Source organism: Enterobacter sp. KB-221C9 (genome assembly GCF_041320715.1).
Classification (GTDB): domain Bacteria; phylum Pseudomonadota; class Gammaproteobacteria; order Enterobacterales; family Enterobacteriaceae; genus Enterobacter; species Enterobacter asburiae_D.
The window spans coordinates 39600-53508 of the sequence record NZ_JBGIWG010000021.1; the positions used below are offsets into that span (position 1 = coordinate 39600).

Consider the following 13909-nt stretch of genomic DNA (forward strand, 5'->3'; position numbering starts at 1 on the left):
AAGTTTTTTCTTATCCGGTCTGATATTCATAAAGATATACTACCGTATCATACATATAGACACTTTTAAGTGCTTGTTTTCTTTACTTCTAATATAATTAATAATATATAATAATAATAATAATAATAAATAAATATATACCCCCTTTAATCCGGTCCTTGTATCCCCCTTTAATTACCCCCTTATCTTTATAAAGGGCTCCATATATTTACTAATTCATGAGAATTGGAAAGAGTTTATAAAACAAGTACTTATAAGTATATAATACCTAAAATCCGGTTCATATACTCTTATAGATAGCCTCCCGTGAAAAAATGAGCTTAAAAAATAAGGGCTTACGTAATTTAATACATAAGCCCTTGATTTTACTTCAGTTTCTTCGCTGTGTCATAACCTCGCTCGGTTAAACAGTAAAGATTGCTGGACTTCCCTCTTGTGGGTTTGTATATTTGTACTGCAAGATAGTCCTGGTCAATCATGTCCTGAAGCATGCCGTCAATAACCTTGTTATTAGCAGTCATGTTAAAGTTGTAGTTAGATTTGAACCAACTCAGGGATTGACGAATAGCATATATTGATAAGCCATTCATCTTGAGATGATCTTCCCTTAAGCTACGGACCACGCCTTCAGGATATTCCTTAACAATGCCTGCCCAGCCTTTCTTGTTGTAATGGGCCAAAAGGTCCCGATACACTTTGAGGAAGCCGTCAACCACTTCAGCATCAGTTGTAGGTGGAGCAATTACCTTGCTGGCATTGTTAACCCAGGCTGTGATACAACGAAGAACATATTTGTATGCCCATTCAATGTTATCACGAGTCATTACAGGGTTGTCCCAGTTATCAAGTAAACCAATCAGTGAGGCGATATTGAAGACATATTCTCCCATACGACCCACAAAGGCTGATGCAACTTCGTTATCACGATAATAGCGACGCATGTCATTAATCTTGCATTGGTACTCATACAAGATGTCATCATCGTCAGACTCATCGTAAATGGCGATTGGTTCGTGTCTCAGCCGTCCGTTTGGTGGAATAGCATTGACATAAGCAATTGCCTCAAGCTGCTCAATCATATCCTTGCTGAACTGTACTCGGCGAACTTCTTTACGGCGTCCTACCTTCTCAGGTTGTGCGAAGTCTGCTCGCTCGTAGTTCGGAATGAACAGGAAGCGTGGCAAGAAACCAGACGAGAAGTCTTGCTTACGGGTGTTGTCAAGGATAAGCTCTTGAGTCGAGTCACCAAAGATAGAGTAACAAGGTTCGTGAACTGCTTTGACATCATTCTCAGCATTGGCACGTTTAATACCTGTTAAGATACCGCCAACCTTACGCTTGGTTGAAGCATCCATTAAAGCCTTTTGGAAGTTGTCTGGGTTGTTAGGGTTCATACGTAAACCAGAACCTAATGCCAGGCCAAATTCAGGGTAGAACAGTTGTACCGAGTGGAATGACGGGTTAGCCATCATTTCGGCAAATGTCCTGGTTGCAAACGTCTGTTCACGGGGTATGCGTAACAGACTCAGCGGTGAACCTTCTGGAAGACCGGCCTGAATCTGCGGGAACATCTCGGTATAGAGTGACTTACCGATAGATGAACCACCCACAAGGATGATGTTAGTCACCAGGAAGTTTGCGTGACCTTCAACAGGGCAAACGTACTTGCGTCCTGCACAGTTACTCAGGATATTGAGTGCAGTGCCGATAGCATAGTCATTCACTCGTTTGCTTGGTGCAATATTACTTTGCACTTCGGCGATAAGAGCTTTGAAACCTGTTGGAGCTGTACGCACAAACTCTTCAGACGGTAAAATATCTTCGTCAACCTTGAACTCTACATTGTCGGCAAGTTTAATGCCAGACTTCTTCATCAGCTCTTTGTTAATGTCCAGAGCAAATGCAGTCTTGACAAACAACCCGTCACGTTGCATCTCTTTGAGTACAGTCTTACCTACACGGCTGAACCATTGCAGATATTGTGTCTCACTCAAATTGATACGGCTTGCACGTCGTCCTGAGTACTGAGCTGCAGCACTGGACATAAAGATGCGCTGTGTGACTTCGTAATTACGGGTAACACGAAGTAAGTCTTTCAATATACGGCTAAGACGTTCGGAACCATCATTACTTACACCAACACCATCAGGTGCATGCTCATTCATTGGGTGTTCTAATGCCCAACGAGTATTCTCGGCTAACTGAGCATACAGCTCTTTGTCATGCTCTTCACCCAAGTCAGGGTCTTGCTCAAACTGTACATCAATATCAGGAGCTGAAGCATCACGGAAGAATCGCTCAATAGCTTCATGCCATTGCTTGGCTGATACAGGGTTAGCGTTGAACTCACTCAACACATTACCTGTCATTACCAGGAACATCTCAGCCTTCTGGATTTTGATGTCCAGCAGGTCGTCTTTCTCTTTGGACGTTGCTGCAGTCCATGGTAATGGTATAGCGATGTGCTGACCTTTACCCGAGATAGATGTCTCAGCATAAGCACCGCGAGTCCCTTCAATTATGGCTTTGTGGGTTGCCTCAATATCTGGGTTGTCTTCATGGTTGTCCAGGTCAACAAAGTACCATTGGCGAGGAACAATCAATGCTGGTACAAAGGTTATGTTACCTTGTACAGCTTTAATCTTCATCTCACGGTTGCGAATGCATCGATTCAATGCTTCGTCGAATGTCATCCACTCTTCAGGTACAGTGGTGCTAAAGGAACGCCCGGACGGGGCCCTTGCCGGTTTCTTAGGTTTTGATTGTACTTCGAGCTTATCGTCTTCGTACGTTAATTCGAAGATACCCCAGCGCTTCATATCTTTGAAGACTTGAGGGATGCCTTCTGGTTTGAAGAACTTCAGCCCTAAAATATCACTCGGCTGACTCGTCATTGTCATTGCTGGTTACCTTGAGGGTTGGCTTATAATAGAAAGATGATTCAGTGTGTTGACGAATAGTCAAGTAGCCTTCCTCGACAAGCAAATCAAGTGCATCCTTAATCTTTGCACGTGCTGCTTCGGGGTCTTTGTAATACTCTGCTGCAGGAACCAGGGTCAATGGTGACTTGGTGAAGTATCGCATTGGCAGTTCTTTATTAAATAGACCGACTTTCGTGATACCTCGTTGCTTGCAAGTATACTCATTTCCTTCGGCAAGCAGTTTAACACCGTTACGAATGTGCCGTAACAGCTTTGGCTTAATCATTGTGACTCTCCTCTTTTAGCGGACCTCCATTATATAACCAAAAAGACATCAGTGTACATAGACTTTTAAGTATTTTATACTAAATTATCTATGTACATGTCCCTCCTTTATATGCATAATAAATGAAGATTAACAACGAGGAGACACAATCAATGTACCATTCAATCGTGATTCGTCGCACCAAAAAGGAAGACGACGAGTTTGTAACCCGTATGACTTTTCGTTCGTCCGATATTAAGGACATTACAATTGAAAAAGATGCGGCAGGTATTCCTATTCGTGGTTGGTTAACAACTGACTCAGTAACGGAAGGCGATAATACTGCTGTGTCTTTTAACCGTGAGCACTACAGTGCTGAGCTGGACCAGTTAGTTGCATTGGCAGAAGTGTTACACAACACACCAACTTACTTCACCGACACTGCGGGCAATATCTTCCCGTACAGTAATATTATGTACGTCAATCGCCAGACCTACACATTGCACCTGGTTAACGGTGTATCTATTAAACTGCATCCCACAGAAGAGTGGCCGCACTTTTATGACGAGTATCGTAACTGGATGGACATTTACAAATGAAACTATCTAATCGTGGTTATATGGCTATCGCCTGTGTTGTTTACTGTGGTTTGGTCTGGGGTATTACTGCTTACTTTATGGTAAACTAACATGGGCAAAGCAATCGTAATTATATTGTTCATTGCCGGCATAACTGCATGGTTCTTTTGGGACAGGGCAGATATGAAGAAACATAACTGCCAACAGACAATGGAATCACGCCAGCGTATGACTTGGATTACTACCTATGACGGTAAAGGTAATCCTACTGGCGGTTATCCAATGTTTGTAACTGAGTGGTTGTACACTTGTGACGACCATCCTCGCTGGAGGTAATATGCGTAAACCTAATTTTGGTATTCGTGCACGTGTTGAAGGTGGTGTTGTAGAGCTTTGGATTGGCACGCCTGACGAAGCAGAATCTGAATGTATTGCACACTTCCACACCGACTATTTACCTGGTGTGCTTGAGCAATTGAACAACCTGCATAAGGTACCCACAAAAGCTGAACGTGGTTTGACTCGTCCTGTGTCAAGACCGTCTCATTCTTGTATGCAAGCGGCACGTAAGCTGATGGGTGTCGGCGAGTTTAATACGCCAGGTAACTACCTGGTTGGTGACGGTTATTTTGCTAATGACTGTCGTAAGAAGTTCGGTGAAAAGAACTTTGAACGTGCTTGTGAACTGGTAAGGAATGAACGATGAAAACTAAGAACTATATCAAGCGCGTTGAGAATTTGAATGAGCTTGCTAAAGGTGACCGTGTACTTATCGCTGACCCTACCAGCAAGCCAATTATCGGTTATGTTGAATCTATCGGTGACATGACTGATGGTAGTATCTGCGTTTACGTTGATATTCGTTGGCGTAAACGTCGTAAGCTGGTTGAGAAGTGGTATGATGACCAGTCAGGAATACTTGCAGGTGACAAGTTCAAACTTGTATTTCACTTCACTGAGCTGTATGCAACAGACCTCAGCATGAAGAATGCACTTGCTCGTATTAACTTTAAACCGTATTACTTCAGGGAGTTACCATTTTGAATTTTGCATTCATGCACCAAGCCAAGCCCGAAGGCAGTGACGAATGGGGCGGCACAATCGACATCATCATGCTTGAAGATGTTCGCAGGATTGAGTTCCTCGTTAAGGGGATTGGCAAGCAGAAAAATAATGTTTTACGTGTGCATACCACTAATGGTATAATAGAGCTCAAGCGAAGCAAAGCGATAGCTCTGTTCCGGGAAGCATACAATAACTATCTGGCTGTGCTGTTGCCAGTTCAATCTACTCCTGATGAGGAAACAAGTAATGACCAAACTAACACCGGAAGCAATGGAACAGCTGACAACGGAACAGCTGCTGGACAACCTGTCCAACCTGAACAAGTGGATGGCGAAGGCGAAGGAAGACCAGGAACTTCTGCGCCGGACAATCAAGTCTCGTCTTGAACGTGACATGATTATCAGCAAGGGTAAAGAAGGTACACAGACTACTGACTTCTCCTTGCATGGTGTACCTGGTAAGCTGAAGGTTGAACAAAAAATCAACCGTAGTCTGGAGCAGAAACTTGTTCCAGAAGTCATGAAGAAGTTGCCGAAGGTTGTTGCGGCTAAACTGTTCAAAGCCAAGTATGATATGAGTATTACAGCATATCGTAACCTGACTCCTGAACAGCTTGCGATTGTTGACCCAATCGTTAAAGTGTCACCAGGTATTCCGACTGTAACATTCACTGCGGCTGAAACGGACGACGCCGAGTAATTAGCAAGGGGCTTAACACAAGCCCCTTCTTTATTGGAGACTAACATGGTAATGGATAATAAGACTGGTCAGCGTTATACGCTGGAAGATAAGTACAACCATCATTTGGGCATACTTAAATCAATTATGCGCTCAATTGGTATGGACGAGAAAGAACCTCTTTGTAATGTCTTACCTCGTGTGCGTCATATGTATCAGGATAACGTCAAGCTTCGTCACGCGATTGACCAGGCTATGTTGTATGGTACATCGTTCATACAATGTAAAGCATTCACTGAACCAGGTAAAGAGCTGGTTGGTATCTCAATTGAAGTGATTGACAAAGAGCGTATTATTATACAGGTGATGCCAGATGAAACTAGCAAGTCTGATTCTTGATGCTATCGTAGTTGGTTGCCTGGTTTACGGGTGTTATCTTGCCACACAAATAGTGGAGTACATTACACATGGCTAAGTTAGATGATTTAGCGAAGCTGGCACACATTGCCGGCGTCACTGTCAAAGAGTCTGCTGCATACAAACTGGAAGGCAAACCTTGTCTTCTTTGTGGGTCTGGGTTTCATCTTATCTACGACCCGTACAAGAACAAAGAGCAAGCCTTTGACTTAATGCTGAAGGCTGGTATTGAACTGCGAATCGAGGATGAGCTGGTCGTTGCTAATGGTCAGCAGTTTATGTTTGCAGACTATGAGCAACCTCATCATTGTTTGTGTGATGCTATTTGCACTTCTTTATTAAAATAAAGGTATACATCACCACTAACTAGTGATATAATCTTTTTAACGGTTAAGCAATAAGGAAACACAATCATGTTCAATCTGTCCCGTATTCGTCGTGCGCTGTTTGGTCCTACAGCTTTTGAACGTAAGTATGAAGCAGCAATCGCTCGTCTGGAACAGATTGCCATAGATGCTTCAACTATCGGTAAGAGCGTCAACTACCAGGGTAAGGCACCGGCTCACTTCAGCGCGGGAAAACCTATCCTTGACTTAAGTGAACACCCATTTAACGCTTCTTTTTGGTGGAGTTCATTTGAGATGGCTGATTTCTTTTCCCGCCCACAACCTGAGGTGACTCACGTGGAATTATCACACTTTATCGGTAAGGGTGTTTGCGTTAAGCTGGCTCTTACCACAGACGGACCAATTAAACCTGGTCAATATACAGCTCGTATCAAAAGCGTTCATCATACAAAGGAAACAAAACCAATGGCTAAAGTATTCGATAAAAACGGTAAAGCTCACGATGCAGTTAACTTTGTTATCTGTGTTGACGAAGGTAACACTCGCCTGCTAACCCAGGGTAAAGTGTATGCCAACCTTGGCGCCACCGATAATGCGTACGAGAACATCTGGATTATCGACGACCGCGGGCTGAAGCAGAACTTTAGCGTCAACCGTTTCCAGCAGTTCAAATCCGAAAAACAGAACTGGGGTATTGCATGCAAGCAGTACGCCAACCTGAACATCGGTAAACTGTATAACATCGAAAAGAATCGTCCTGGCGTTCGTTCGCTGGACGGTACTAACCAGATTGCTTGTATCGATGAGACTGGTAACTGGCTGACCTACAACGAAAATGTGTTCAGCACTATTAAGCCAACCTTCTCTGAGCAGTACCTGACATCTAAAATGATGTCTGCACAACAGCTGGCTAATCACACTCACTCTGAGCCTGTGGTAGTTAACCTGGCACAAGATGTTGCTGACGACAAACTGAAGTATGTCGGTGTTAAGTTTGAACCTAACGGTCGTGTGTACACCTACAAGTACATCGGCAAAGTTAAGGTCGGTGACAAAGCCGTTGTAGATGTTCGCAACAGCAACTATCCTGAGCTGGCAGGTACTAAGCTGGTTGATGTTGTGTCTGTGTCAGAAGTTAATGCTTCAGGCTTTAACAGCGCAACACTGAAGTGGATTGTATCTGTACCTGACTTTGAGAAGTATGAACGTCGCCAGCAGGCTGAGCAGTTACTTCGTGAAGCAACTGCACGTCTTGACCTGGAAGTACAGGCTGAGATGGACCGTCGTAAGCAGTCTGTTGTAATGGAACTGGCTCAGACCAATCCTGAGATTGCTTCTCTGCTCCAGGGTATCGCTGCACTGAAAGACCAGCTGCAATAATTAATACGGCGGGAGCAATCCCGCCTCTTCCTCCAAGGAGAGTACGATGGAACTGTTCAAAACTAAACACGTAGTATATACTGCACCAACAACCGATGAACCTAACATGGTTTATGCGGTTGACATCGTTAACGTCAACGAGTTCTTCTCTTGCCGTTTCTATATCAATACTAAAGCAAGGGCAGACCTCAAGACTGACTTGACTCAGCGTGTACTGTATGGTATTGTCAACAGTGTTGAGTTCCATAACTTTTGGAAGAGCAAAGGTATTGAGCTTCCGAAACCTCTTGACATTATGCTTGTCAGCAAGGCAGTCAAAGAAGTGTACAGGTTCAATGTGTACATGCCGAATATGGAATTGCCTTTGTGGGTAGAAGCATACAACGAGACTCACGCTGGAATTCTGCTTGATGGTCTAGTCACAAGACTTGGTCACCATCCGATGTCGTGTAACGCAACTCGTGTGAAATAGTAGTGTACATACCCCATGTAAGTGGGGTATAATACTCCTATACACATGAGGAGCGAGCCATGTTAACACTCAACCAATTCAAAGCCACCCGTAAACTGAAAGCAGGTGAAGCCTGTGACTATTGGACTTACGGTATTCGTCATGACTGGGTAGTTGAAGAACGTTACCCACAAGACGGAGTGTCCGAGTTCTACGTTTGCGGTGAACAATTCGAGAGTCTGGACGATGCCGTCGAGGCACTTTATTTGATGTACGCTGACACTGAAATGTTATACGAGGACTATCATTAATGGTACAAATCCGCTCTACCAAATCGGCAGTTGAAAACAAACTGCCAAAGGTTGCGGTGTATGGCCAGTCTGGTGTAGGTAAGACCAGCCTGGCTAAAACACTGCCTCACGGTGAAGTGCTTATCATCGATGCTGAAGGTGGTTTGATGTCTGTAGCTGATGCAGATATTGACTCAACTCCCATTGGCAAGTTCCAGGATATTCTGGACTTGTACAAATGGCTGACTGAAAGCAAAGAAGCGAAGAAGTACAAGCACCTTATCTTCGACTCTCTTTCTGACGTCGCTGAAGTATGTCTTGACTATGAGAAGACTCAGGTCAACGACAAACGTCAGGCATATGGTAACACTAACGACAAGATGATGTACATCATGCGTCAGTTCCGTGACCTGCCTTTCAGCGTTGCTTACCTTTGTAAGCTGGAGAAGAATAAAGATGAAGTTACCGGTGCAATGCTTTATTCGCCTCTCATGCCTGGTCAGCAGTTACCGAAACAACTTCCTTATCTTATGGATGCTGTACTTGCTTTACGCATGACTGCACCTGATAAGGATGGTAACTGTGAACGTTACCTGCAGACACAACCTGACTTCCAATGGGAAGCTAAGTGTCGTAATGCACCAGGTCGTGAGCTGGAAGCACGTGAGCCTGCTAACCTTGGCTGGATTTACGACAAGCTGCAGGGGTATCATCCTTATCAGCTTTGGTACTACCATGCTGAGTCTGATAGCTATGTGCTTATGACTGGGCGTGAAGCAGAACAAGCGAATAACACTGACCCAGGCGGTGTTACCAAAATCGGTTCAGATGAATCGAAAGAAAAGCATATGGCTTGGATTGCCAAGAAGGCGGCTGAACAGGCTAAAGCCGAAAAAGAATCCGGCGAATAAAAACGTTTACGCCGCGATAAAAAGTGGCGTATAATGTGTTCCACGGCCGAACGCTGCCGGTAAAGCGTTAAACCAAAACTTAAACTATTGAAAAGGTAAAACCCATGGCTGAATTACAGTTTAACTCTGCAGAAGTCGAACCACAAGCATCGTTTGACCCAATTCCTAAGAACTGGTATCAACTGATGATTGAAGAAGTCGAGCTTAAGCCGACTGCTACAGGAACTGGTTCATACCTGTCCCTTCGTTTGCGTGTTAATGAAGGTGAGTTCGCTAACCGTGTCGTGTTTGACATGATTACCTACTCCAACCCGAATCAACAGGCTGTTGATATTGGCCACCGCAAACTGTCTCAGCTGTGCCGTGCAGTTGGTATCGTTGAACTTACCAGTACTGACCTGCTGGAAAACCGCATCGTAATGGGTAAGGTCGGTATTAAGATTGATAAGACCGGTCAGTACGACGACCGCAACGATATTAAAGAATACAAAAATGCGTCTGAAGCAACTACTGCTGTTGGTTCAACGCAAGGTGCATCTCAAGCGACCTCGCAGAAACAAACAGCGACTGCGGGTGCGGGTGCAGGTGCCGCTGCTGGTGCTACGTCTGGTAAGACCGACGAACCGGCTCCTTGGGAAGAGTAATCTAACCCAGGTATAATCAAACAGGAGCTTCGGCTCCTGTTTTTGTATGCGGAGGATACTATGGATAAGTGGGATAAGCGTTTTTTACGTGTGGCTCAGGAGATTGCTAGCTGGTCTAAGGACCCTAAGCGCCAGGTTGGATGTGTAATCGTCGATGCCAAAAAGCGAATTATATCAACAGGTTATAACGGTTTGCCTGAGCAGTTAGACGCCTTAAAGGAGGTGCCTAACGAGCTTAAGAACGCTCTCACTATACATAGTGAGGTAAATGCACTAGCTAATATAAGGAAGGAGTTAGACGCTTCCTCGTTAGGCCCGGTTACTGTATACATCACATATCCTCCGTGCGAACATTGTGCGAAGATGCTTACTGCCAATTTACACGTCAGACGTGTTGTAGCCTTTGTACACAAGGCTAAGCAATCCAAGTGGAAAGACAGCATGGCAAACGCCGTCTCTCACCTGGTTGTGGGAGCAGGAGTTATCTACGATGAGTTTGAACCTGGAGACATTGCAGGAGACTAGAATGGGATTGCTGGATAAGATTGGCAAACGTATTGATGTTGCTATTGTCGAAGCCCACGAGAAGGAAGAACGTCGCGGACATTTAGGTGCTTCGCAAATTGGACACGAGTGTTATCGTTACCTGTGGCACGTATTGCACTGGTCGTACAAAGAGAAGTTCACAGCTAAGCAATTGCGATTGTTTAACCGTGGTACACTGGAAGAAGACCGTATCATCGGTTGGCTTCGTTCTGTTTGTGAAGAAGTATTACCTGTCAACCCTAAGACTGGTAAGCAATGGCGAATCAGTAAATTCAACGACATCTTTTCTGGGTCGTGTGACTGTGTAATCAAGTTCAATGGTGTATGGGCTTTAACCGAGTTTAAGACACACGGTGATAAGTCATTTAAAGAGCTGATTAAACACAAGTCTGTTAAAGCAAGTAAACCTGTTCACTATTCTCAGATGCAGGTTTATATGCGAGAGCTGAAGCTTGACAGGGCATTGTATATTGCAATCAACAAGAACACCGATGAGATGTATTATGAAGAGATTACCATCGACTTGTTAGAAAGTGATATGCAGTTATCAAAAGCAGAAGCCGTGATTACTGCTGAGTCTGGACTTGACATGCCGAAGCTTTCTGAATCGCCGTTATGGTGGCAATGTCGTGTAGGTATGTGTGAATACCATCATCTGTGCCACAAAGGTGCTGCTCCAGATAAGAACTGCAGGACCTGTGCATACTCGTCTCCTGTACAGGGCAAGGTATGGTACTGCAAGAAGCATAACCATAACCTTGAAACAATTCAAACACAGCTAGCAGCATGCGGGGATTATAAACCTGCAGACGTCTTCCCACAAAGTGAAGAACCTGTCACCTTCTCCTTAAAGTAAAAGTGTACGTTATCACATGGAAGTGATATAATGTCTATATTAAATGAGGAGACAGTTATGAAGTCACAACGTCGTCGTACAGTCATTCAGCGCGCTATGCGCCGTTCCCATGTTATCAATTTAGCGAATAAGTGCGGTCTGTGTAAGCGCGCTTTAAAACGTTGTATGAATAAACTTTACGCTCAAGGTCAGCTGGAGACTTACTGATGGCTTTTGAAGCTCGCTGGTATCAACAAGAAGCAGTCACCGCCTGGTGGTCTTACTTCAATTCACATTCAGGCAATCCATTGATTGTCATGCCTACTGGGTCAGGTAAGTCTCCTGTACTCGGTATGCTTATGAAGGATATTCTTACTCAATATCCTCGTCAACGTATTCTTATCCTGACACACGTTAAAGAACTTGTTGAGCAGGATGCCAAGGCGATTACTCGTCACTGGCCACACGCACCAGTTTCAATCTACTCATCGTCTGTAGGTCGTAAAGACTTATCAGGTCGTATTGTTGTAGCGTCAATTCAGTCCATCATCAATAACCTGGAAGAAGCTGGTAAGTTCAATCTTATCTTCATTGACGAAGCTCATCTTGTTCCAGAGAAGTCCGAGACAACTTATCGTAAGGTAATTGCACACTTCAAGGAAGTCAATCCGAAGATTAAGGTTACCGGTCTTACAGCAACTCCGTACCGTTTAGCTGGTGGTCACTTACTTGACTGCGGTATATTTACAGACATCTGCTATGACCTGACAACACCTGACTCATTCACTCGTCTTGTGAATGAAGGTTTCTTGTCACGCCTTGTCAACAAAAAAGTATTAACTAAGATTGACACTTCGAATGTCGGAACACGTATGGGTGATTACATACCTTCCGAACTTGAAGCAGCAGTCAATCAGGCAGATATAACCGGTGCAGCCATTCGTGAGATGATGCACTATGGTAGTGACAGGCATCACATACTTGTATTTGCGGTAAGTGTTGACCATGCGTATGAAGTAGCCGATGAGTTTGAGATACGCGGCTGGAAGACAGTTGTCATACACGGCGGGTTAAGTAAGAAAGAGCGAGAGCATCTGCTTGATGAGTTTACAAGTGGTAGAGCCCGTGTCTGTGTTAACGTAAACGTATTGACAACAGGGTTTGACTATCCAGAGATTGATATGCTCGGGATTCTCAGACCATCCACTTCTGTCGCTTTGTGGGTACAGATTCTTGGTCGTGGTTTACGTACTGCACCGGGCAAAGAGAACTGCCTGGTAATGGACTTTACATCTAACACTATTGACCTTGGTCCTATCGACGACCCTGCAGTGCCTCCAAGACTTGGCAAGAAGAAAAAGAAAGGCGGGCCAAAGACTGTTGGTGGAAAGGTATGTCCTATATGCCATCAGGTAAGTGGATTTGCAGCCAAGTTCTGTAAGCATCCTGCTAAAGGAAGTAAGCCTGACGAAAATGGTGTACATCCTGCTTGCGGGCATGAATTTACGTTCCAGACGTCAGGTCCTGCTATTGCAATGGAATCTTCGGAAGAAGAAGTAATGACGAATGGACAACTTCGTGTTGTAGATAAGCCAGTTACGCTGGTAAACTATTCGTTGTTTCAGAAACCAGGAAGACCCGATAGTATAAAGGTAATATACTATTCTAACCTGGAGATATACACAACATGGGTCAACGTTGAAGCTTATGGGTCTGCTAAGAATATGGCAGATGCTTGGTGGAAGAATGCTGCAGGCACTGAGCCTCCATCAACATGTGACGAGTTTATCAAACGTAAGGGTGAGCTTGCTGTACCTAAGCAACTGAAGGTATGGATTAAGCGTCCTTACCCACAAATCATGAATTATGACTGGGGGAACGGTTTTGGCCAACCAAGATGAATTCAATAAAGTGGCAGCAATCGCAAAGACGTTGCCGCCAGAAGCTCGTAGACAACTCATCATCTTTTTACAGGATATGAGTTGTGTGCAGTGCCTCTATTATAAGGAAGATGTTTGCACACGGTTCGGAGGCAAGTTACCGCCGCCGAAGATACAAGCATCCGGTTGTAAAGATTTTGAGTATGACATTCCTTTTTAGACGCGTATGAAAAAAGTTTAAAAAAGATGTGTACATACTTTTTTAAAAGGGTTATACTTAACCACGTAAACAAACATTAAGCCCTGTAGACGAGGAAAAAATTATGAGCGAGAAACTGACTTTTGTATCTGGTAAAGAAGAAGTAAACGGCGTTATGTACCCGGCAGCTGGCACTGGTGCGCGTTTCGTTTGGGACCTGGCTGACCAGGCACACGAAGCAGGCGAATCCAGCTCTGACGTTATGGACAAAGTGGTTGCACAAACCGAAATGTCCCGCGGCACCGTTTCTTCTCAGCTGACCTACTGGCGTAAAGCTACCGGTAAAGTTCTGGCTAAACGCATCGATACTGCGAAGGCAGAACGTGATGCGGCTAAAGCCGAAGAGAAACGTCTGAAAGCTGAAGCGCGTGCTAAAGCTAAAGCTGAAAAAGCCGAAGCGAAAGCTGCTGAGCAGATTCGCAAAGCTGAAGAGAAAGCTGAA

At 44.4% G+C, this 13909-nt stretch carries 18 protein-coding genes; 16 read left to right on the forward strand and 2 right to left on the reverse strand.

What is annotated here, in order from left to right; all coding sequences use genetic code 11:
- Positions 1 to 365: 365 nt before the first annotated feature.
- On the reverse strand, positions 366 to 2900 hold the full coding sequence (locus tag AB8846_RS21930) for a hypothetical protein (RefSeq protein ID WP_370733709.1): 2535 nt from the start codon (positions 2898 to 2900) through the stop codon (positions 366 to 368).
- Positions 2875 to 3207 (reverse strand): hypothetical protein, encoded by a 333-nt coding sequence (locus tag AB8846_RS21935; RefSeq protein WP_370733710.1) that lies wholly within the window; start codon positions 3205 to 3207, stop codon positions 2875 to 2877. The genes AB8846_RS21930 and AB8846_RS21935 overlap by 26 nt, the downstream gene beginning before the upstream one ends.
- Positions 3208 to 3359: 152 nt before the next feature.
- Here AB8846_RS21935 and AB8846_RS21940 point away from each other — a divergent pair, with 152 nt between their 5' ends.
- The 16 genes from AB8846_RS21940 to AB8846_RS22015 form a co-directional block, all read left to right on the forward strand.
- A complete protein-coding gene (locus tag AB8846_RS21940) occupies positions 3360 to 3785 on the forward strand; it encodes a hypothetical protein (protein ID WP_370733711.1) in 426 nt (141 codons plus the stop codon).
- A 316-nt stretch (positions 3786 to 4101) separates the two neighbouring features.
- Positions 4102 to 4470 carry a hypothetical protein gene (locus AB8846_RS21945; RefSeq protein WP_370733712.1) on the forward strand — a complete coding sequence of 123 codons (369 nt, stop codon included), beginning with the start codon at positions 4102 to 4104 and terminating at the stop codon, positions 4468 to 4470.
- Complete coding sequence (locus tag AB8846_RS21950; RefSeq protein WP_370733713.1) at positions 4467 to 4808, forward strand: hypothetical protein; 342 nt, start codon at positions 4467 to 4469, stop codon at positions 4806 to 4808. Before AB8846_RS21945 ends, AB8846_RS21950 begins: the two co-directional genes overlap by 4 nt.
- Complete coding sequence (locus AB8846_RS21955; protein ID WP_370733714.1) at positions 4805 to 5215, forward strand: hypothetical protein; 411 nt, start codon at positions 4805 to 4807, stop codon at positions 5213 to 5215. Before AB8846_RS21950 ends, AB8846_RS21955 begins: the two co-directional genes overlap by 4 nt.
- Positions 5100 to 5528: a hypothetical protein gene (locus AB8846_RS21960; RefSeq protein WP_370733715.1), complete on the forward strand. Its 429-nt coding sequence runs from the start codon at positions 5100 to 5102 to the stop codon at positions 5526 to 5528. The genes AB8846_RS21955 and AB8846_RS21960 overlap by 116 nt, the downstream gene beginning before the upstream one ends.
- Positions 5529 to 5573: 45 nt before the next feature.
- A complete protein-coding gene (locus AB8846_RS21965; protein ID WP_370733716.1) occupies positions 5574 to 5906 on the forward strand; it encodes a hypothetical protein in 333 nt (110 codons plus the stop codon).
- A gap of 68 nt (positions 5907 to 5974) precedes the next feature.
- On the forward strand, positions 5975 to 6271 hold the full coding sequence (locus tag AB8846_RS21970; RefSeq protein WP_370733717.1) for a hypothetical protein: 297 nt from the start codon (positions 5975 to 5977) through the stop codon (positions 6269 to 6271).
- Between the two features lie 66 nt (positions 6272 to 6337).
- Positions 6338 to 7651, forward strand: coding sequence for a hypothetical protein (locus AB8846_RS21975; RefSeq protein ID WP_370733718.1), 1314 nt, complete (start codon positions 6338 to 6340; stop codon positions 7649 to 7651).
- Positions 7652 to 7697: 46 nt separating this feature from the next.
- Positions 7698 to 8123 (forward strand): hypothetical protein, encoded by a 426-nt coding sequence (locus tag AB8846_RS21980; protein ID WP_370733719.1) that lies wholly within the window; start codon positions 7698 to 7700, stop codon positions 8121 to 8123.
- A gap of 59 nt (positions 8124 to 8182) precedes the next feature.
- A complete protein-coding gene (locus AB8846_RS21985) occupies positions 8183 to 8413 on the forward strand; it encodes a hypothetical protein (protein WP_370733720.1) in 231 nt (76 codons plus the stop codon).
- Entirely contained in the window at positions 8413 to 9303 is an 891-nt protein-coding gene (locus tag AB8846_RS21990; protein ID WP_370733721.1) for an ATP-binding protein, read from the forward strand. Before AB8846_RS21985 ends, AB8846_RS21990 begins: the two co-directional genes overlap by 1 nt.
- 104 nt (positions 9304 to 9407) lie before the next feature.
- Positions 9408 to 9947, forward strand: a complete 540-nt coding sequence (locus AB8846_RS21995) for a DUF669 domain-containing protein (RefSeq protein WP_370733722.1) — start codon at positions 9408 to 9410, stop codon at positions 9945 to 9947.
- A 60-nt stretch (positions 9948 to 10007) separates the two neighbouring features.
- Positions 10008 to 10472, forward strand: coding sequence for a deaminase (locus AB8846_RS22000; protein WP_370733723.1), 465 nt, complete (start codon positions 10008 to 10010; stop codon positions 10470 to 10472).
- A 1-nt stretch (position 10473) separates the two neighbouring features.
- Positions 10474 to 11349 carry a hypothetical protein gene (locus AB8846_RS22005; RefSeq protein WP_370733724.1) on the forward strand — a complete coding sequence of 292 codons (876 nt, stop codon included), beginning with the start codon at positions 10474 to 10476 and terminating at the stop codon, positions 11347 to 11349.
- Positions 11350 to 11555: 206 nt separating this feature from the next.
- Positions 11556 to 13229 carry a DEAD/DEAH box helicase gene (locus AB8846_RS22010; protein WP_370733725.1) on the forward strand — a complete coding sequence of 558 codons (1674 nt, stop codon included), beginning with the start codon at positions 11556 to 11558 and terminating at the stop codon, positions 13227 to 13229.
- A gap of 302 nt (positions 13230 to 13531) precedes the next feature.
- Positions 13532 to 13909: hypothetical protein (locus tag AB8846_RS22015; RefSeq protein ID WP_370733726.1), on the forward strand; the 378-nt coding region annotated here is incomplete at its 3' end.

What these genes read in the sequence shown, in the direction of transcription:
- AB8846_RS22005 (WP_370733724.1), top strand. Translation starts at nt 10,474, where the DNA reads ATGGGATTGCTGGATAAGATTGGCAAACGTATTGATGTTGCTATTGTC.
- AB8846_RS21940 (WP_370733711.1), top strand. Translation starts at nt 3,360, where the DNA reads ATGTACCATTCAATCGTGATTCGTCGCACCAAAAAGGAAGACGACGAG.
- AB8846_RS21985 (WP_370733720.1), top strand. Translation starts at nt 8,183, where the DNA reads ATGTTAACACTCAACCAATTCAAAGCCACCCGTAAACTGAAAGCAGGT.
- AB8846_RS21970 (WP_370733717.1), top strand. Translation starts at nt 5,975, where the DNA reads ATGGCTAAGTTAGATGATTTAGCGAAGCTGGCACACATTGCCGGCGTC.
- AB8846_RS21960 (WP_370733715.1), top strand. Translation starts at nt 5,100, where the DNA reads ATGGAACAGCTGACAACGGAACAGCTGCTGGACAACCTGTCCAACCTG.
- AB8846_RS21935 (WP_370733710.1), bottom strand. Translation starts at nt 3,207, where the DNA reads ATGATTAAGCCAAAGCTGTTACGGCACATTCGTAACGGTGTTAAACTG.
- AB8846_RS22000 (WP_370733723.1), top strand. Translation starts at nt 10,008, where the DNA reads ATGGATAAGTGGGATAAGCGTTTTTTACGTGTGGCTCAGGAGATTGCT.
- AB8846_RS21945 (WP_370733712.1), top strand. Translation starts at nt 4,102, where the DNA reads ATGCGTAAACCTAATTTTGGTATTCGTGCACGTGTTGAAGGTGGTGTT.
- AB8846_RS21950 (WP_370733713.1), top strand. Translation starts at nt 4,467, where the DNA reads ATGAAAACTAAGAACTATATCAAGCGCGTTGAGAATTTGAATGAGCTT.
- AB8846_RS21995 (WP_370733722.1), top strand. Translation starts at nt 9,408, where the DNA reads ATGGCTGAATTACAGTTTAACTCTGCAGAAGTCGAACCACAAGCATCG.
- AB8846_RS21965 (WP_370733716.1), top strand. Translation starts at nt 5,574, where the DNA reads ATGGTAATGGATAATAAGACTGGTCAGCGTTATACGCTGGAAGATAAG.
- AB8846_RS21980 (WP_370733719.1), top strand. Translation starts at nt 7,698, where the DNA reads ATGGAACTGTTCAAAACTAAACACGTAGTATATACTGCACCAACAACC.
- AB8846_RS21975 (WP_370733718.1), top strand. Translation starts at nt 6,338, where the DNA reads ATGTTCAATCTGTCCCGTATTCGTCGTGCGCTGTTTGGTCCTACAGCT.
- AB8846_RS21930 (WP_370733709.1), bottom strand. Translation starts at nt 2,900, where the DNA reads ATGACAATGACGAGTCAGCCGAGTGATATTTTAGGGCTGAAGTTCTTC.
- AB8846_RS22010 (WP_370733725.1), top strand. Translation starts at nt 11,556, where the DNA reads ATGGCTTTTGAAGCTCGCTGGTATCAACAAGAAGCAGTCACCGCCTGG.
- AB8846_RS21990 (WP_370733721.1), top strand. Translation starts at nt 8,413, where the DNA reads ATGGTACAAATCCGCTCTACCAAATCGGCAGTTGAAAACAAACTGCCA.